General features: G+C 45.8%; 14 protein-coding genes, 1 tRNA gene and 1 pseudogene. 12 read left to right on the top strand and 4 right to left on the bottom strand.

What is annotated here, in order from left to right; all coding sequences use genetic code 11:
* Nucleotides 1-285: 285 nt before the first annotated feature.
* On the top strand, nucleotides 286-2,499 hold the full coding sequence (locus QUA80_RS13930; protein ID WP_333425367.1) for a polysaccharide biosynthesis tyrosine autokinase: 2,214 nt from the start codon (nucleotides 286-288) through the stop codon (nucleotides 2,497-2,499).
* A gap of 160 nt (nucleotides 2,500-2,659) precedes the next feature.
* Here the strand turns inward: QUA80_RS13930 and QUA80_RS13935 are convergent, their stop codons facing one another.
* On the bottom strand, nucleotides 2,660-6,067 hold the full coding sequence (locus QUA80_RS13935; protein ID WP_445302235.1) for a PAS domain S-box protein: 3,408 nt from the start codon (nucleotides 6,065-6,067) through the stop codon (nucleotides 2,660-2,662).
* Nucleotides 6,068-6,329: 262 nt separating this feature from the next.
* On the opposite strand from QUA80_RS13935, the gene QUA80_RS13940 reads away from it, so the two are divergent.
* The 7 genes from QUA80_RS13940 to QUA80_RS13970 all read left to right on the top strand — a co-directional run bounded on the left by QUA80_RS13940 (nucleotide 6,330) and on the right by QUA80_RS13970 (nucleotide 13,272).
* A complete protein-coding gene (locus tag QUA80_RS13940) occupies nucleotides 6,330-7,304 on the top strand; it encodes a LysR family transcriptional regulator (protein ID WP_333425371.1) in 975 nt (324 codons plus the stop codon).
* A 203-nt stretch (nucleotides 7,305-7,507) separates the two neighbouring features.
* Nucleotides 7,508-8,572 carry an anthranilate phosphoribosyltransferase family protein gene (locus QUA80_RS13945; RefSeq protein ID WP_333425373.1) on the top strand — a complete coding sequence of 355 codons (1,065 nt, stop codon included), beginning with the start codon at nucleotides 7,508-7,510 and terminating at the stop codon, nucleotides 8,570-8,572.
* 97 nt (nucleotides 8,573-8,669) lie between these two features.
* Nucleotides 8,670-9,275, top strand: a complete 606-nt coding sequence (locus tag QUA80_RS13950) for a molybdenum cofactor guanylyltransferase (protein WP_333425374.1) — start codon at nucleotides 8,670-8,672, stop codon at nucleotides 9,273-9,275.
* Between the two features lie 145 nt (nucleotides 9,276-9,420).
* Complete coding sequence (locus QUA80_RS13955) at nucleotides 9,421-10,596, top strand: aminotransferase class V-fold PLP-dependent enzyme (protein WP_333425377.1); 1,176 nt, start codon at nucleotides 9,421-9,423, stop codon at nucleotides 10,594-10,596.
* A 419-nt stretch (nucleotides 10,597-11,015) separates the two neighbouring features.
* The gene (locus QUA80_RS13960; RefSeq protein ID WP_333425379.1) at nucleotides 11,016-11,363 is read left to right on the top strand and encodes a DUF6717 family protein; all 348 of its coding nucleotides are present in this window, start codon (nucleotides 11,016-11,018) and stop codon (nucleotides 11,361-11,363) included.
* 14 nt (nucleotides 11,364-11,377) lie between these two features.
* Nucleotides 11,378-12,727 carry an LCP family protein gene (locus QUA80_RS13965; RefSeq protein WP_333425381.1) on the top strand — a complete coding sequence of 450 codons (1,350 nt, stop codon included), beginning with the start codon at nucleotides 11,378-11,380 and terminating at the stop codon, nucleotides 12,725-12,727.
* A 20-nt stretch (nucleotides 12,728-12,747) separates the two neighbouring features.
* Nucleotides 12,748-13,272 carry a pentapeptide repeat-containing protein gene (locus QUA80_RS13970; RefSeq protein WP_333425382.1) on the top strand — a complete coding sequence of 175 codons (525 nt, stop codon included), beginning with the start codon at nucleotides 12,748-12,750 and terminating at the stop codon, nucleotides 13,270-13,272.
* Nucleotides 13,273-13,398: 126 nt separating this feature from the next.
* On the opposite strand, the gene QUA80_RS13975 is transcribed toward QUA80_RS13970, so the two are convergent.
* Nucleotides 13,399-14,652: an S-layer homology domain-containing protein gene (locus tag QUA80_RS13975; RefSeq protein WP_333425384.1), complete on the bottom strand. Its 1,254-nt coding sequence runs from the start codon at nucleotides 14,650-14,652 to the stop codon at nucleotides 13,399-13,401.
* A gap of 322 nt (nucleotides 14,653-14,974) precedes the next feature.
* A complete protein-coding gene (locus QUA80_RS13980; protein ID WP_333425386.1) occupies nucleotides 14,975-15,667 on the bottom strand; it encodes a GDSL-type esterase/lipase family protein in 693 nt (230 codons plus the stop codon).
* Between the two features lie 80 nt (nucleotides 15,668-15,747).
* Between QUA80_RS13980 and QUA80_RS13985 the strand changes: the two genes are divergently transcribed.
* From QUA80_RS13985 to QUA80_RS14000, 4 genes are all read left to right on the top strand, one after another.
* Nucleotides 15,748-15,978: a DNA-directed RNA polymerase subunit omega gene (locus tag QUA80_RS13985; RefSeq protein ID WP_172188796.1), complete on the top strand. Its 231-nt coding sequence runs from the start codon at nucleotides 15,748-15,750 to the stop codon at nucleotides 15,976-15,978.
* Nucleotides 15,979-16,253: 275 nt separating this feature from the next.
* Nucleotides 16,254-16,901 carry a hypothetical protein gene (locus QUA80_RS13990; protein WP_333425388.1) on the top strand — a complete coding sequence of 216 codons (648 nt, stop codon included), beginning with the start codon at nucleotides 16,254-16,256 and terminating at the stop codon, nucleotides 16,899-16,901.
* A 153-nt stretch (nucleotides 16,902-17,054) separates the two neighbouring features.
* Complete coding sequence (locus tag QUA80_RS13995; protein ID WP_333425390.1) at nucleotides 17,055-17,423, top strand: DUF1818 family protein; 369 nt, start codon at nucleotides 17,055-17,057, stop codon at nucleotides 17,421-17,423.
* 37 nt (nucleotides 17,424-17,460) lie between these two features.
* A tRNA-Pro gene (locus QUA80_RS14000) sits at nucleotides 17,461-17,534 on the top strand.
* 342 nt (nucleotides 17,535-17,876) lie between these two features.
* Here QUA80_RS14000 and QUA80_RS14005 read toward each other — a convergent pair.
* Nucleotides 17,877-18,386, bottom strand: a pseudogene (locus QUA80_RS14005) (transposase); the annotation flags it as partial.
* Nucleotides 18,387-19,136: the final 750 nt, after the last annotated feature.

Raw genomic sequence — 19,136 nt, forward strand, 5'->3', positions numbered from 1 at the left:
CCAAGAATATTCCCCCTCTCTTTGTTTTTTATTTGCTTAGATTAAATTTATAGCTATTAATGCTGCGACCATCTTCTCCTAATACTGGTTCCATTACTCGTAAATTTATAATTCTTTACTTTTTTTAATAAAAATACATATTTTTTTTTGTGTTAGGGGAACACAAATATATTTGTTAAAAACATGACAGTGCTTGACTTAAGTGATACAATAGATATCCTCAATAATGAGTTGAAAAGCCTGGGGTGCTACTGTTTACCAAGAATAATTTTTCGGGAGTAACTGATGGAATCAACTGAAAATGGTATCGGATTTCAGCAATACTGGCAGATTCTGAAGCGAAGGTGGCTGCCAGCCTTAGTTGTGTTTGCGTCGGTTCTGGCACTCACAACCTACACCATGCTGAAGGAAAAGCCCCTCTATGAAGCAGAAGGAAAGCTATTATTTAAGAAAACAACTCCTGGCTCTGCTTTAACAGAATTGGGAAAAGAAATCGGACAGTTGACTCCTGCGGCGGAGCAAAGTAACCCTCTGACTACCGAGATCGAACTCATTCGTTCTCTAGAAATTATCGAAAAAACTATAAATAAACTTCAGTTAAAAGACGAAGAAAATAATCATCTCAAAACAAAAGATTTTTTGAAAAATCTGACGGTAGCTACTATTCGGGGAGCTGATATTCTCAGGATTTCATACAAACACAAAGAACCTAAAGTAGCAAAAGATGTAGTAAAACTTATGATGAACTATTATATAGATAACAATCAAAAAGTCAATCGCTTAGAAGCTGTGTCTGTTCGAGAGTTTATTGAAAAAAAACTGCCTAATTCAGAGAAAATTATGCAGAAAGCTGCGGCAGAATTGAGAAATTTTAAACAAAATAATAAAGTTGTAAATCTTGAAGAAGAAGCTAAATCAGCAGTGGCAGTTATGGCGGGACTAGAAAGTCAAATTGACCAAGCTCAGTCTGATTTTCTCAAGGCAAGTGCTAAGTCCAAAGCATTTGAAGACGAGTTACAAATGAATCCCCAGCAAGCATTGACCGCCAGCACTCTCAGCCAATCTAGCACTGTGCAGGAAGCTCTCAAAGAATACAAACAAATAGAGCGGCAGTTAGCAATTGAGCAAAATCGCTACCTGGAAACTTCGCCTGTAATAACTAGGCTAGAAACTAAGAAAGCTACTATGAAAGCTTTACTAGACCAACAAATACAACAAGTTTTAGGCGGGGAAAAGCTGTTGCAAAATCAAAGTTTACAGATAGGAGAGGTGAAACCAAAACTGATCGAAGAATTTATTAAGGTAGATGTAGAACGCCAGGGTTTGAGTGAGCGAGTTACTATTTTATCAAATGCTTTAGCTGGCTACAGGCAGCGGGTAAAAGTTTTGCCGAAGCTAGAGAAAGAAAAGCGCGAACTTGAAAGGAAACTCGAAGAAGCAGAAGCTGATTATGAAGAATTGCAGAAAAAACTCCAGCAAATTCGGATTACTGAAAATCAGCAAGTGGGCAATGCTAGGATTATCCAAAAGGCGAGTGTTCCGGAAGAACCACTGCGTTCTCGCAAGTATTTATTGCTGATATCGGGAACCTTCTTGGGAACTCTGCTGGCGGTAGGTGCGGCAATGGTTTTAGAGGCTCAAGATAAGTCCGTGAAAACTATTGAAGAGGCGAGGGAATTGTTTGGGTTTACTTTGTTGGGGGTGATTCCTTTCCATAGAAAGCTGGAAAAAAATCCTCGGCGCAATTCCCGCCCGCTTAAGTCTGCGGCGCAGGATTTAGAACTATCTCCCCGACAGATTGTGGTTAGAGATATTCCTCATAATTCGAGCAGTGCTGCTTATCGAATGCTTCAAGCAAATCTGAGATTCCTGAGTTCTGATAAAGAGCTGAAAGTGATTGTTGTCAGTAGTTCGCTACCGCAAGAAGGCAAGTCTACTGTATCGGCTAATTTGGCTGTAGCTATAGCTCAATTAGGAAGGAAGGTTTTGTTGGTAGATGGGGATATGCACAGTCCTGTTCAACATCGGATTTGGGAACTTCCCAATCAAGTAGGCTTGAGCAACGTGATAGTCGGACAAGCTGGATTTGGGGATGCGATCGCACAAGTTATGGAGAATTTAGATGTGCTCCCTTGCGGGGTGATTCCGCCTAATCCAATGGCTCTGTTGGACTCCCAGCGGCTGACTTTATTAATTAAGCAATTTTCGGCTAGTTATGATGCCGTGATCGTTGATACTCCTGCTTTGAATGTTGCTGCTGATGCTCTGATTATCGGGAATAAAGCCGATGGAATTTTATTGGTAGTGCGACCTGGAGTTCTTCATTCTGGTACTGTGGCTTTTGCGAAGGAGCTATTGAAGAAATCAAATCAGCACGTTCTGGGCTTAGTGGTGAATGGAGTAAGTCCTAAAAACGAACCGCACAGCCATTACTACTTTACCAATGAATCTTACACTCAAGAGCAGAGTCCTGGTATTAAAAGAACCAAGAACCAGTAACCAATAACAACAGTTAACTGTTAAGCTGTTGTGCATTTAAATTGTATATTTCTAGTCCAGATCGAAAATCGTCAAATCCTCTCCCCCGATCCCCATCGGACCCTCTCCCTCTCTAATACCATAGGCAATCTAGATGCAACACAGCTTAACTGACAACTGACTACATTGGCAGCCGCACTCCGAAAGTCGAGCCGAGTCCTTCTCCGGGACTTTCGGCCCAGACAGTGCCGCCGTGGAGTTCCACGAGATGGCGGACGATCGCCAATCCCAGTCCCAGCCCGCCGTAATGGCGCGTAGAAGTGCTGTCAGCTTGGCGGAAGCGATCGAACACAAACGGCAAAAACTCCTTGCTAATGCCAATTCCCGTATCGCTGACGGCGATCGAAACAGAGTGAACCGGAGACGGCCCAGACAACATAGCGCCACCTGCTGCTCCCGGTTCCCCATCCTCCGAGAGCCTTATTTCCACGCGGCCCGACGGCGGCGTAAACTTAATAGCATTCGAGAGCAAATTCCACACCACCTGCTGCAAACGAGTAGCATCGCCCCTCACCAAGCTCACCCCTTCGCCGTAAAAACTCAGCAATTCAATTCCCCGAGCTTCAGCATCAGGGCTCAGCGCCTTCACGGCCGTTTCTACAATCCGTGCCAAATCCACCGGGCACAGCTTCAAACACACTTTGCCGCTCACAATCCGAGAAACGTCGAGCAAATCCTCAATCATCTGAGTCTGCAACCGCGCGTTTCGCTCAATAGTCTCCAAACCCACAGCCGTTTTTTCGGGAGTCAACTTGCGCTGCCGCAGTATCTGAGCCCAGCCCACAACCGCGTTCAGAGGCGTCCGCAACTCGTGAGAAAGCGTTGCCAAAAACTCATCTTTAATCCGGTTGGCCAGGGCTGCTTCCCGGTAAAGCCGCGCATTGTCGATCGCCACCGCCGCATCCCGCGCCAAATCCTCCAGCAACAGCAAATCCCCCTCCCCGCAGCGGCGGCCAGACTCCCCGCACAGCAGCGAAATCGCTCCCAGCGTCCGCCCGCGAGCGATCAGCGGCACGCAGATTGCCGACAGCGCCTGGGCTCGCAGCACGAACAGCAGTTCCCTGTCCGGCACAACCGCCTCGATCACCCAGTCCGGTATTTCTGGGTAGAGCTTCGACTCCCCAGTCCGCAGCACCTTTGCTACTCCGTGCCGTCCCTGGGGATCGAGTGGCAAGCGCTGGTCGATTTGCCACAGCAGAGCGACTTTGCTCGGATCGGAGTGAGCAACTGCTTGCAAGCGGATCGAGCCGTCCGTCTCGAGCAAATGCACGCAGCACCAATCGCCGAGCCCCGGTACTGCTAAATCTGCCAAACCTTGCAGCGCCTCCTCGTAATCCAGGGAAGCCGACGACAGCAAAGCCAAGGCTCGAGCGCGAAAATTGGCTGTTTGGGCCGATCGCTGGCGATCGTCAATATCGGTACAAGTCCCGAACCATTTGAGAATTTTCCCCTCAGCGTCCCGCACGGGCAATGCCCGACCCAAATGCCAGCGGTAAGCCCCGTCAGATACCCGTTTAAAGCGGTATTCCACCTCGTAAGTATTCCCCGTCTCCACCGAGGTCTTCCAGCGTTCTACGGCATCTGCCACGTCATCTGGATGGAGGGCCAGGTGCCACCCCCAGCCTTGAGTTTCCTCCACCGTCAAGCCAGTATATTCAAACCAGCGCTGGTTGTAGTAGTCCACCCAGCCGTCGGCTCTGGCAGTCCAAACTATTTGCGGGATGGCTTCAGCGAGGACGCGGTACAACTGTTCGCTGGCTTCGGCTTCGCGGCGGGCGGCCTGTTCCCGGGCCAAGGCTAGATTCCGCTGTTCTTCAGCCTGTTTGCGATCGCTGATGTCGCTAATCACGCCGATCCACTTGCAGGGATTGCCTTGTTTGTCAAGCACTGCTTTACCCCGATCGATCCAGTGGAGCAAGCCGCCCCGCTGGCACTGAACGCGGTATTCCTGAAAAAATGGGGCCGCAGAACTGTCTGGCGCGCTCAAATACCGATCGACCGCAGCCAAGACTCGATCGCGGTCTAGCGGGTGCAAGATACTGTTCCAAGCTGCTCTCGTCCTCGGAAATCCGCCTTTTTCGTACTCCAAATGTTCGTCTACGTGACCGAACCACAGCACGATTCCGGTCTCGATGTCCCATTCGTAAATCAAATCGCTGGCACTTTCTGCCGCAATCCGAAACCGCTCTTCAGACTGTCGCAGCACTTCCATAAATTTAAAGCGTTCCGTCACGTCCAAAACCAGAGACAGCACCGATATCAACTGTCCCGAATCGCTGTAAAAAGCCGAATTGTACCATTCGCAGTGTACCAGCGAACCCCACTTATTATAATTCCTGTTGCGAACTACATTGCAGCGAAGACCTGGTTTTTTTAAACTATAAATTGCCGATTCTACCTCTTCAAAATCGCCTTTAGAAATAAAGTTCCATTCGCTAAAATGCTTGCCTAAAACTTCTGTTTCCTTCCACCCAAAAATCTTCTGGGCTGCCGGCGACCACCTGCTGACCCGAAAATTTTCATCCCACTCAATCACCGCTAGGGGAGTATTTTCAAAATGAGAAGTGAGTTTTTGCAGCGCGTTGCGCAGGGATGCTTCTACTTGCTTGCGCCCAGTAATATCGCTAAAAGAAATAGCAATGCCGTCGCCCAATTTAACAGTCATCATCCGAAACCAGCCGACTATACCGTAGCTGTTGTAATAAATCTCGGTATCCAGGGTAATTCCTGTTTCTACAACTTGTACGAAACGGTCGAACAAACCGCTATCTTTATGACCTGACCGCACTTCTAGCAATCGCTTGCCGATTAATTCTTCAGGTGTACTGTGTTGAATTTTTGCGGCTGCGGGATTGACGTATTCCCATTCAAAATCCACAATTTTGGATTCGTCGCGGATGCTGCGAAAGACGTTAAACCCGTCTAGAGATAATTCCTGAAAAACGCGGAAGCGTTCTTCACTTTCTTGCAGCTTACCTAAAGCGTCAAGCAGGAGTTCTTCGACTCGCTCGCGCTGCGTTATTTCTGCAAGCAATTGCTGGTTAATTTGCTGGAGTTCGGTTGTGGGGGAGGCGACGGAATTTTTAATAGCAGAACCGGCTTGCAGTCGATCGACCTTTTGAGTTCCCAGCGCCGTATTTGCTGCTCCCGAGGCCGCCCCAGCCAAAGCCAACACTTGAGAAAGCGAGGGTATCAGTTCCGCTACAGCCCACAGAGAGATGATAGCGGTAACGGCCGCGATCGAACTTGACAGCCAGGAGGTGGGATGCACCAGCATCCAAACTTGCATCAAATGAGTTGTCCCGCCGCAGAAAAACCAGGCTCCCAATAAGAGAAACCCCTTGCTCAAAGGCACGTCTCCCTGCTTCCGGGCCAAGTATGTCAGAATTGCTGGAATTGAGTAATAAGCCAAGGCAATTAACAAATCGCTGACCGCGTGCAGTCCCATCAACTGGGTTTGCCACTGGCAACATCCACCTTGCAGAATAAAATTGTGGTTAAATAACATAATCTTAAGAAATTGCAGCATTTCGGCATTCGTGTGCGATCGATCGCAGTTGTACTTTTGTTGCTGGCTCGCTAATTCCTAGTTTATACACAAAAAAACAGCCAAATATCCCCGCATCTGTCTTGCGGGGGAGTGTAAATTGCTAATGCCTGCGCTTTTATTGCTCGGGAATCAAAACTAATCTGTACGTGTATCAACGTCTACTAAATTCTTCTAGTAAATCGGTTAATGTCACTGATTATCTTCGAGGAAAATATCTGAAACCATCTCGAATTAAACATCCATGCGCTTAGAGCAGCTTCAAGCATTTCTTTCAGTTGCTGAAACTGGTAGCTTTCAGCAAGCGGCCCGGAAGTGTGGCGTTACCCAATCGACTATTAGCCGCCAAGTGCAGGGATTAGAAGCGGAAGTGGGTTTGTCGCTGTTTCACCGCACGGCCCACGCGAAACTGACTGTGGGAGGGGAATGCCTGCTGCCTCACGCTCGCAAAATCTGTCAGACTTGGCAAAATGCAGCAGAAGAATTGGGAGACTTGCTGGCGGGAAAGCAGCCAGAACTTTGTGTGGCTGCCATTCACTCGGTTTGCGCTGCTTATTTGCCGCCTGTGCTGCAAAAGTTTTGCCGCGACTATCCAGACGTGCAGTTGCGGGTGACTTCCCTCGGAAGCGATAGAGCCCTAAAAGTCCTCAAAGACGGTTTGGTGGACATCGCGGTAGTGATGAACAACCGCTATTTTACTCAAGCCCCGGAAATGTTGGTTGAGGTGCTCTACAATGAGCCGATCGAGGTGTTGATGGCGGCGGGTCATCCCCTGGCCCAGTACGAGCGAGTACCTTGGCCGGAATTGATTTGTTACCCGCAAGTGGTGTTTAAGGACGGGTACGGAATGCAGCGGATGGTGCAAGAACAATTTGGACGCATCGGTGCTAAACTTCATGCTGTTTTGGAACTCAACACTCTTGATGCTTTTCGGGGTGTGGTGCGGCAGGGAGAATTGATTGCTTTGCTGCCGCATTCAGCTTTGGTGGAGGCGAAAACCGATCGCACTTTAGCAGTGCGGTCGATCGCCCAAGAGCGCTCAAATTCCAAGGTTTCCGCGATCGGTCAATCGGCGGTCGATCCGACTTGGACTCGCGAAGTGGTGTTGGTGACAACTCACGATCGAATGCAAATTCCGCCGATCGCCCATTTCTGGAATCTGGTACGCGAATTTGTGCCGCCTTTTGATGTACTCAAGCTAGAAAAATCAGGCAGTTAATACCATTTTAGATTGTAGATTGTAGATTTTAGATTGGGAATGACTGATGAAATAAGGGTTTGGATATTTCCAACAATTGCCTTCTTTTTGGGAACTGGTATAATTCGATAATTTTGAATAGATAGTTCTGAAATTTAAATTTAAAACGGTTTAAATACTACCAATTACCAACTACCAATTACCAATTACCAACTTCAAAAGTTATGAGTGACGCCTTTAGAGAATTGCTGCGAAAAATTGGCAGCGGAGTACACACAGGAGAAAATTTAACTCGATCCGAAGCAGCAGCAGCCACGCGGATGATGCTGCTGCAAGAAGCAACACCGGCTCAAATCGGAGCTTTTATGATTGCCCACCGCATTAAACGGCCCACCGGCGAAGAATTAGCGGGAATGCTCGATGCTTATGAACAATTGGGGCCTGTGCTTGCCCCCCCAAACCGAGAAAAAGGTTTTTCCGTCTCTACCGTGGCCGTGTTTGGCGTTGCTTACGACGGGCGATCGCGCACGGCTCCCATTAGCCCAATAACCGCCCTAATTTTAGCCGCCTCTGGCGTCCCAACCCTCATGCACGGGGGCGATACCACGCCCACGAAGGAAGGCATTCCCCTGATTGAAATTTGGCGCGGTTTGGGAGTTGACTGGAGAAAACTTCGTTTAGAAAAAGTCCAGCAAGTTTTTGACAGTACGGGTTTAGGTTTTGTTTACCTTCCCAAGCATTTTCCTCAAGCCGCCGCTTTAGTGCCCTACCGCCGCGAAATCGGCAAACGGCCGCCTTTTTCGACAATGGAGTTGATGTGGTGTCCCTGTGCCGGCGACGTTAACGTCATCTCCGGCTACGTCCACCCGCCCACAGAAGGTATGTTTCAAAAAGCCTTTGAATTGCGGGGAATCAAAAATTATACCACCGTCAAGGGATTGGAGGGAAGCTGCGATTTACCGCGCGATCGTACTGCGATTATCGGCATTGCTAAGCCGGACGCTGAGTTCGAGCGACTGCTTTTAGCCCACGGAGATTACGGGTTTAGCAGCACAAATCCTGCCTTTCAATCAGGATCTGAGTTATTCAAACAAATGCAGGAAGTGTTGCTGGGAAAACCCTCGGAATTAATGCAGTCCGCTATCTGGAACGGCGGCTTTTATCTGTGGCGCAGCGGAGTTTGTTTGGATATTAGCTCGGGTTTGATTGAAGCAGAAACTTTATTGAGTAGCGGTCAAGTCGTGCAAAAACTTGAGGAAGTTAGCAAAGCCGTTAGTGTTTTGAGTTGAGAATAATTAGTCACGTTTTGTGCGCCATGCCCACCTACATTGAGATTTTTTTATTGTTCCTAATGACTGATGACTCATAACTGATGGCTAATAACTAATGACTAATCATCAAATTGCTGTAATTGTGCTTGCAGGCGGTCAAAGTTCGCGGATGGGTAGGGATAAAGCTTTGCTGGAAATTCAGGGCAAATCCCTATTGCAGCGCGTGTTGGAAGTTGCCGCAGTTGTAGGGCCGGCAGTTTATGTTCTGACTGCTTGGCCCGATCGCTATCGATCGACATTAACCGAAACATCCCAATTTCTGGTAGAGTACAATCCGGGTTCCGGGCCCTTGGTTGCATTGACTCAGGGATTGACAGAAATAGCCGCCGAGTGGATTTTACTGTTAGCTTGCGATTTGCCTTTGTTGGATGCCCAAATTATTCAAAACTGGGCAAGTCAGTTAACCGAGTTTCCCCAATCAACTTTAGCAGTTGTGCCTTATCAAAATTCGCGCTGGGAGCCTTTATGCGCCTTCTACCGCCAAAAAGCGCTGCCCAGTTTGCAAAGTTTTATCGATCGAGGTGGACGTTCCTTTCAAGTGTGGTTAAATCAAATCCCCGCTATCCCTCTACCTGTAGGGGAACGAGAAGCAGTAATGTTATCGAATTGCAATACATTAGAAGAGTTTGAGCAGTTAAAAGGTAAAATGAGTAACGGTTGAATGTTGAATGTTGACTAATGACTAATGACTAATAGACATCTCCTAAAAAGCAGGTTTTGAAGAGGCATCCTGCCTGTTCGACAATAATTATGGGAGATGTCTAAGGACTACTGACTACTGACTACTGACTACTGACTAATTACTAATGATTAACGAATATTGGTTGCTCGATCGCAATATAACTTTCCTGAATCACGGCTCTTTTGGGGCCTGTCCGATTCCCGTACTGGAAGCGCAAACCGCTTTTCGGGAACAACTGGAAAGAGAACCCTTGCGCTTTTTAATGCGGGAATTTGAACCCTTGTTGGATAATGCAAGAAATCAGTTAGCAGCATTTATCGGTGCGGCTGAGGATGACTTGGCTTTTGTCCCGAATGCGACGACGGGAGTAAATGCAGTTTTGCGATCGCTCAGTTTTTCTCCGGGCGACGAATTGCTAACTACAAATCAGGAATACAACGCTTCCCGCAACACACTTAATTTTGTAGCCGAGCGTACAGGCGCTAAAGTAATAGTAGCAGAAGTCCCATTTCCAATTGAGTCACCCGACCAAATTATTGAAGCAATAATTAAGTGCGTTTCACCGCAAACAAAGTTAGCCTTATTAGACCACGTTGTGAGCCAAACAGGTTTAATATTTCCCATCAAACAGTTAGTTGGCGAGTTAGCTAACCGTGGCGTAGATGTGTTAGTAGACGGAGCTCACGCGCCGGGAATGGTAGCACTGAATTTAGATGAAATTGGCGTGGCTTACTATACGGGAAATTGCCACAAATGGCTCTGCGCGCCGAAAGGTGCGGGATTTTTATACGTGCGGCGCGACAAACAAAATGCCATTCGTCCAACTACGATCAGCCACGGTGCTAATTCGCCCCGCGCTGATAAATCGCGCTTTCAATTAGAATTTGACTGGATGGGAACTGTCGATCCGAGTCCCTATTTGTGCGTGCCTGTAGCTATTGAGTTTATGGGTTCTTTATTGAGCGGCGGCTGGCCGGAATTGATGGCGAAAAATCATACTTTAGCGTTGGCGGGTAGAAAAATATTGGCGGACAAATTAAGTTTGCCACTGCCTTGTCCTGATGAAATGGTGGGTTCGATGGCAGTTTTGCCACTGCCAGACACTCAGTCTGAGGAGGTTGCAAAGGGAGGAATTCCACCTTTGCAAGAGGCGCTGTGGGAGATTTTTCAAATTGAAGTTCCGGTGATTCCTTGGCCGAATGCTAGTAAGCAGTTGGTGAGGATTTCGGCTCAGTTATACAATACTTTGCCCCAGTATCAATATTTAGCGAAGGCGCTGGTTGAGCTGACAACAATTTGAGCTAGATTCCCGAAAACTAATATAAAACCTAACTACAAACAGTTATATGTGGGTAGTTAGGGTGTAGTTTTCACAGTTTTGGTGAATACAGACTATTCGTCCTTACTACCTAGGTAATAATTGTTATAAAACAAGGCATAATTATAGCGCAAAATTGGCAATTATTAAGATTTAACCATTTTTTACTTTACCTCCCTTTACCTAAAATCAAAAAAACTCAAAAAAACAGCTCTCAAGCCTTATAGCTATAGATTTCGCCAATCCGCCCAAGCCCAAGTTTGTAAATAACCCGTAAAATTTCCTAAGTTAAAACAGGGTTGTCAAATTGGATAGCGCACAACTTCCGCGCCACAGAATATAATGTATCAACACTTGCATTTTCGCAAACAAAACAAACGAAATCAAAAGAGGCGAATAACATGGCCAATGCCATGATGGTAATTTACCCCTATCGCGAACAGTACACCTGGGTTTTTGACGACGAGCGAGTCGGACTTGTCCGAGAACCATTTGTTCAGGGCGTCCCCGAAATGATTAACGCGCTTGTCGCAGACATTCCCAATGCCGCTCAAGGTTTCCGACTTTTATTTTCAGCCAATCCATTTCCCGGATATCAAGCAGAAATGCTGTGGTTGAAAGCAGAATACGGCGGTAACTGGTATCGGTGGGAATCCAAAAATCTCGAAGGCTGGTTGTGTCCGGCTATGTTCAAATACTTTCAAGAAGCACCGCCCAAGTTTTACTGCAAAGCTGAAAAACTGCAATAATCAACAGCAAGTCAATGAAAAACTTGTCAATTTTTAAAAGAAACTTTGTTCAACCAGTCGATCGAACATCTAGAAAAAAGCCTAAGTTCTTCCTGTATATAGTGGGGCTATTTTTCCTAGTTTTCACAGCGGCAATCTCTGCCACAATGGGGGCAATTACCGCCCTTTTAGCTCCGGTGGAACCGCCAATTATCAATAGAGTATTAGAGGCTACTGGCTTTGACTATCTATCCTCAAACCGCTCTGGATACCGCCTATCGCGGCCAGTTAATATCTTGATATTGGGAATTGACCGCGTGCCAGAAGCAGCAGCCAATGGCCCTAAGATGTTTGACGGTCGCAGCGATACAATACTCTTATTCCACCTCGATCCTAGAGATAAATCTATTAGTTTGCTTTCTGTTCCGCGAGATACTAAAGTCGAAGTTCCCGGAATTAAATTCAGCAAAATTAGCGAAGCCAATGCCAGGGGAGGATCGGCTTTGGCTACGCGATTGGTTAGCAGTATGCTGAACAATACGACTATTGAAAGATACGTGCGAGTCAGCAGCAATGCGTTTCGGGAATTAGTCGATTTGTTGGGCGGAGTCGAGGTATTTGTACCTCGCGCGATGTCCTATACAGATACCGCCCAAAAGTTCAAAATAAACTTAGCCAAGGGATGGCAAACTCTCAACGGAGAACAAGCAGAACAATTTGCTCGATTTCGCAACGATGATTTAGGAGATATCGGCCGCATTCAGCGGCAGCAATCTTTAATTCAAGCTATTCGGAACCGCCTCACAAGTCCATCAGTATTGGTACGCTTGCCACAAATTGTTAGATTGATGCAAAAATACGTGGATACAAACTTAAACTATGAGGAAATATTGACGCTGGCAAATTTCGGTTTGCAATTGGAGCGAGATAATTTTAAAATGGTAATGTTGCCTGGACGTTCTAGTTCAGAACAAGGGGATTTGAGGAGTTATTGGATTGTAGATGCGATCGGGCTCGATCGCATTATGACACTATATTTCAACCAGAGCGTGCCGGATTTTGCACAAGGACGATTTCGCAATCCCGCCGAGTCCGTTTTGCCCAAAAACCTCAAAATAGCCGTCCAAAACGCTTCTAACAAACCGACTGCCGCGAAAACCGTTGCTGAATTTCTCACAAACAAGGGCTTTTTTAATGTATCTGTAGTGCAGGATTCGCCCCAGAAGGAGCGTCAAAGTCAAATTATTGTTCAGCAAGGCGATTTAGAGGCAGCGAATCTACTGCAAAAAGAGTTAGGCGGCGGTAAAATTGAAGCATCTTCTACCGGTGAAATCAATTCTGACTTGACACTTCGCGTCGGCGAGGATTGGGTAAAGCGATTTTAATTAATCATGAGTCAATTACCATGAGTGCAATATCTGTGAAAAGTGTTTTCCGAATTTTCCTGAGCCTGGTTTTAAGTTTAGTGTTGGCTTGTGCGTGGGTGCTGCTGAGTGCTACTCCGGCATTTGCCCTGCCGAAAACAAATATTAATTACACAAATATTAATTTGTCCGATCGCGATTTTTCTAACTCGGATTTAGCGGGGGGAACATTTGTCGCTGCTGAAATGCGGGGAACAAATTTTCAAGGTGCTGATTTAACTAATGCGATTTTGACTAAGGGAGTTTTGCTGAATGCCAACTTGTCAGGTGCCAACCTCTCCGGTGCTTTGGCGGATAGAGTTACATTCGACGGGGCTAATTTGACGAATGCTAATTTTACTGAGGCAATTATGACTCGAACTCGGTTTTTTGATGCTGCAATTTCCGGCGCTGATTTTAGTGACGCGATTATTGACGCTTATCAAGTGGGTCTCCTGTGCGAGAAAGCAGATGGTGTCAATCCCGTGACGGGAATTTCTACCCGCGAAAGTTTGGGATGTCCGTAGAAATTCACACTAAAAAAATCCCTGGCTAATTATTTGATTAGATGCACCTGTAGCGAGGTAAAATATACACATTAAAGCCCCTCTCCAGCAAGGCGAGGGGTTTGAGGAAATTTCCAAGTATCGGTGCTATCGAGCGCTACAAATGCCTGTGCTGGCAGTAGCAACTACCAAATCGGAATTCAACAGCAAATCTAAATCGGTGTCGGGATTAACAGCATACAAATCGACTTTATCTCGACCCAAAAATACCCCGATCAAAGTCCCGATTCCCGCACCGCCGAGCACCTCTTCAGTCGCGATCGCCCGATCGCCCGTAACACCTGCGATCGCCGCCGCTGCAGCTGCACCCAACGCCGTATTCTTAATCAGATTACCAACATTAACGCCTTTAGTAACAGTTTCTTTCTTAGTAATCAGTTGCGAAGTGGCATTGAGAGGCACTCTGTTGCCGTTGAGGATACTTAATTCTTGAGCCACAAACTGAACGCCCGAAGCAGTCGATCGCAATTCGCCGCTAATTTTCGAGCCTTCCGGTATCAGCACTTGGCCGTTATTGCCCGTGATATCCGCAGCTACAGTCAGCGTAATCGGAGACTTGTCATTGGGGCCGAGCAAAATCTTGCCTTTTGTGTACTCGATGGGGATAGTCACCCCCCTGGGAATTTGCACAGCAACAGACTCGCTAACATCAATCTTGGCAATGTAAGGAGAATTAATTGCTCTTGCTTGATTGGTACTCACTAATGTTTGATAGATAAAAGCAGCTACTTCAGCTCGCGTTGCTGATTTGTTCGGTTTGAGAGATTTAGGATTGGGATAGCTGACAACTAACTGTTTTTCAGTAGCAGCAGCAACGCTTTTGACAGCATAACTTTGAATCTCACCGGCATCATTATAGTAGCTGAGAACATCTTGAAAATTGCAGGTAGGCTCATAGCCCATTCCGTTATTTAAAGCGACTACAACTTGAACGCGAGGAATCTGCTGTGCCGGCCTGAAAACATTGCCGGGATAGCCAGACATCCATCCCATCTCGTAAGCTTCTGCGATCGCCCCGCTTGCCCAAAAATTAGACGGAACATCGGCAAACCTTACAGCAGCGCGCGTTTTTGCCTTTTTCACAGAACGCACCATTGCCGCGAATTCAGCCCGCGTTACCGGTGCATCCGGGCGAAAACTGCCATCGGGAAATCCTTTGATAATTCCTCTTTCTGACAAATCTTGAATAAAGTCTTTTGCCCAGTAGTTATTATTAACATCCGAAAAAGCTGTCTGAGCAAAAGAAGGCGCGGGAGCTAGCATCGGCGCTGCGGTTCCGGCAATTGTTCCCAGTGTTAATAAAACAGATGTACCGGATTTAATGCGATGTAATACAGACATTTTTGATTCTCCAATTTACACAAGTTTTTTTATTGAGGACAAGCAAGCTTTTGATAGGCTGATTGATTCCTGCCAAACTTGCTCTTTACCTCACTTATGTAATCATTGTTGAATCTTTTTATTTTTCGTGGGGGGAAGATACGGTCTTTTAAAATAAATATTTTTATGGTGATTGGGGAATTTTAAAATGCTTAAATTCCTTAAAATCCTTATGTTGCTTATCTCCCTTATCTACCTTGAATTTATACAGTCCTGGATGCAGAAGCTGTATTATGTAGGGGCAGTGCCAAGAGTGCCCGCCCTCGCTCGATTTGATTAATGACTAATGACTAATGGAGGCTAGCGGTTCCCAACTTGTCACATCTTCAAATAAAGATTGATACCCCGCTGCATTGGGATGCAGCCCGTCAGCAATCAAGCGCGATCGCCACCAACCACTGCCCCGATTTATCCATTTATCAAAAATATCTAAATAGGGAATTCCCCGCAACTGACAAGCTAATTTCGTTGCTTCCTTATACCGATATTGGTCGGCATGACTGTAGTACAAACAATCTTGAAAAGGCATTTTACTTTCATCCACCGGTACCATCCCGACAAATATCACCGGACAAAGTTGTTTGGAAGTGTCTAATAAGTTATCCAAAACTGTTTTAAAATGTTCAAACTCAGTGTAGTTGCGCCCGGTAGGCGACTGCACTCTCGCCGAATCGTTGAGGCCTACGGAAAGAATAATCGCATCCGGGACGCGGTTTCTGAGTTCGCCCCGGTGGCGAAACTCGTTTTCCAGGCGCTGGGAGACTTGATAGGTGCGATCGCCCCGAACGCCCAAATTGTATAAAACGTGTCCTGCACTCTCCGGTAACATCCACTGTCGGCGCAGTCTTTCTACCCAGCCACCGCCTACACCGTCGCCGAAACCGTAGATTAAGCTGTCACCGAAAGCAACCAATTTGAGGGGATGAGAATTTCCCCGATGCAAGTGACCAAAGGAATAGGCTGTTGCTACCTGCATAAGCAATGATACTCAGTTAATAAATTATGAATCTTGACATACTAAACTAGAATGTAACATTACATAAAGTAGGTAGTCTCATGGTTAAGCGTCCAACCTTCGATTCAACTCAGCTAACCCGTCGGGCGGAAGAGTTAATCGGTGCTGCATCCAACCGCTATCGGATTACGGTACAGGTGGCGAACCGCGCAAAACGCCGTCGCTATGAAGATTTTGACAATATGGACGACCATCAAATGAAACCTGTAATGCGGGCGATATTTGAGATGTCGGACGAACTGACTCAGCCGGAAATAATCGGAGATATCTAGACTTCGGGAGTTTTGGGTTTTGAGTGGAGAGTTGCCAGCAATTTTTGTCAACTCAAAACCCAAAACTTTTTCAAACTAGACTGGCGCGCCTCCGCGAAAAACTCGGTTTATTTTATATACGCAACTGAGCCGGAAGCTCGCACTTCTAAAAAACGCTTTTTACAAAATCTGGAGGCTGCCAACAGGGTGGATTTTCCTAATTCATAAAATTAGAAAGTATGACTCCGATTGCCGTAAGATTATGAAATTATTCTATGTTTGAAAGTGTCAAAACAGTGAATAAATTAAAGCAGGGCTTAAGTTTTCTGTTCGTTACTTTGATTGTGGCGATTTTCACGCTTTTGAGTTGGGTATTGGAATCGGGCGAATTGAGTATGTCGGCTTTGGAACCTTCGCAGCAGAGGAGTTCTGACTCTGCGTCCGTGCAGCGGGTGGCTCAACAATCTGCGCCGCCGCAAGTGAGGGTGCAAGATGCGTGGAAATTGGTGTATGAAAAATTGCCGGATTTGCCGATCGAAAATAACTACATTTCTAAGGAAACAGGAAAAGTCGATCCTACCAATACTTTAGTCGGGCGGTTGATTCGATATCACGTATTTGTCAAAGGACGACCGCCCAATTACCGCTTTGATTGGAAGTTGAGTTTAGCTGACTATTTGGGGGCGACTCCCGATTATTTGGTGGAAAGCGTGTATCCGGGAAACGACGTTTTGCGCTCAAATCCAATGGAACAGGATCGCGCTGCTATTCAAAGGTTAAATAGAGCACAGCGGGATGCTTTGGTTCAAGCTTTGGTTGATGTTTTTACGGAGAGTTCCGGGGGGGCCCCCACACCGGCGGCGGGGGAAAAACCGCAAGGGCGATCGAATTCCCCGGAAATACCGCAGCCGCAGCCGGGAGATGCGAAATTGCTGCTACCGTAATACTCAGAGATGCAGAAACCGGGTTTTTTACGAAAATACTGCATTTGAGCTTTTAACACTGATAAAAAACCCGGTTTCTTGAGTTTCGTATTTATGGGTAAGTCCTACTAATATAAAATCTAAAATCCAAAATCTAAAATCTAAAATCCCTCAATGGTGGAACGTGTAATTAAGACTGGTAGCGGATGGCGTTTGGGATGGAACCCGGAGGCGGAGGAGTTTCAGGGTTTGGTAGCTGGCGACGGTTGGGCGATCGAACTCACGGAGGCTGAGTTGAACGATTTTTGCCGATTGTTGGGGCAATTAGCCGGCACAATGAGTCACATTGCCTCTGAGTTAATGGACGAGGAAAAAATCGCCATTGAAGCCGAAAGCGACTTGCTGTGGGTGCAGGTGGAAGGCTATCCCGAAACTTACAGCGTGCAATTGATCTTGAATGCTGGCCGGAGGTGCGAGGGTTTTTGGCCGGCGGCTGCGGTTCCGAGTTTGGTGCAGGCCGCAAAAGTTTTAAAAGTTTTTTGACTTTTTCGGGAACTCTATGCTAAGCTATTAAAGCTGTCGGGGCGTAGCGCAGCTTGGTAGCGCACTACTTTGGGGTAGTAGGGGTCGTGGGTTCAAATCCCGCCGCTCCGATAGGTGGAATCCTTGAGCAATCAGGGATTCCATTGTTTTTGGTAGATTTCGCAGCATACTGTCATTGTCAATAGACATCTCCGAAAATTCCCAAATCCTTTCTGTACATACTTTTGCGGATGTCTGACACGAGTGTGTCAAAGTACCATTCGCCAACGAATCTATACGAATCTATCAAGCTTTGACCATTTTTTTACAAGATAGCTCCTGCTTTTAGCCACTCTATTCATTCATTTTTTTCCCTAATTAGGGCTTGCTGAATAAGTACAGGAAACCCCAAAAAAGTTCGATCGCCCGATTCAAGCAAGTGCCTCAGTTAAGTTATTATTATTGTGCTTGCTCTCACAGATAATTATTTCTAATCAGCCTGCAATCGCGAGTTGTTTTTGATAAAAATTGACACAAAAAAAGCAACAATAATATCCTTAATCCCGCCACAAGGTTCATGACTTAAAAAGTCATACCGATCGCTGTTTGGAAGGTATTACTACGCTTAGACATTACTCGATCCAGATTAAACTTGCGCTTCGCTTGTCCGAATTTTCCTTCGATTGCTTGACTGTCTATTTCATCTTTTTTAGCTTGTTTCTTTGTTGCTTTACTGATGTGAGTTAGTCGTCTTCCTAAAGGCGAACCGCTCATCCTAATCCCTCTTTATTTACACCATGCTCTGTTAGAGAGCGTCCCATAAATCTGGTCATCATGTACTGATTCTGGATAATAACCTGTGAATTCTTTGAAGGCTTCTATTTGGGCGATTAAGTCTCCTGATTCATTAAAGTTATCCCAGCTAATTCGATCTAAGAATACATACCCTTCAAAGCTGCTCGCTGACAATTTGGCTCCAAATTCTGTATGTTGCTGGTAATGAACCTACATTTGTGAGAATAAACCAAGCTTCTTTAACTTGATTTTTTGCCGAGGTGTTTTTCCATTTACAAGCCACATCAAATCCCGCAGTCGTGCCTGTTTTTCTAACTCTTTTTCCTGCAAAATATAAAGATGTTCTCGGTACTATTCCTCATTCATCTAACCGTCGCAAAATTAAATCTTCTATTTCGATATAATAATTTTTTTCAAGCTCAAACAAAAGTACACACCTTTTTCATTAAGCCAGTTTCCCAAGTCAATAGAACAAAATTCCCGGTCTCCTAAAACGACGACTTTATATTCTGAAAATAATGGTAAAACTTGCTGTAAATTTTTAGTTTGTTCCGACAAGTTACTGTTTCCTAATTTTGGCAATAATGACCAGTATAATGGAATTGCTCTTTTTTCCCAGATTAGCGTCACCATAAAAAGATTCATGCATCGCCATTGAATGCGGTCAATTGCGATTGACAAAGTTTGACCCAGACGGCAATAATTGGTCAATCAATAAGTAATTAATGGGAACCAAATTAAGGAAATATTTAAGTTGGGCAAATCCAAAAATCTTTGTAACTTACGTCGCCGACTTTCGGTTGTAATTAGAGAGGGAAATAGGCGGGAGAGCCGTTCTAATCTGATTTGTTTTTCTGATTGTATCACAGGTAGCAATATTTCAATCAGTTTAAACTGAGCTAACGTTAGTTTTTTTTGAAAATGAATGTGGTAGAATGT

Origin of the sequence: Microcoleus sp. F4-D5, from assembly GCF_036704885.1 — a bacterium.
Lineage (GTDB): Bacteria > Cyanobacteriota > Cyanobacteriia > Cyanobacteriales > Microcoleaceae > Microcoleus.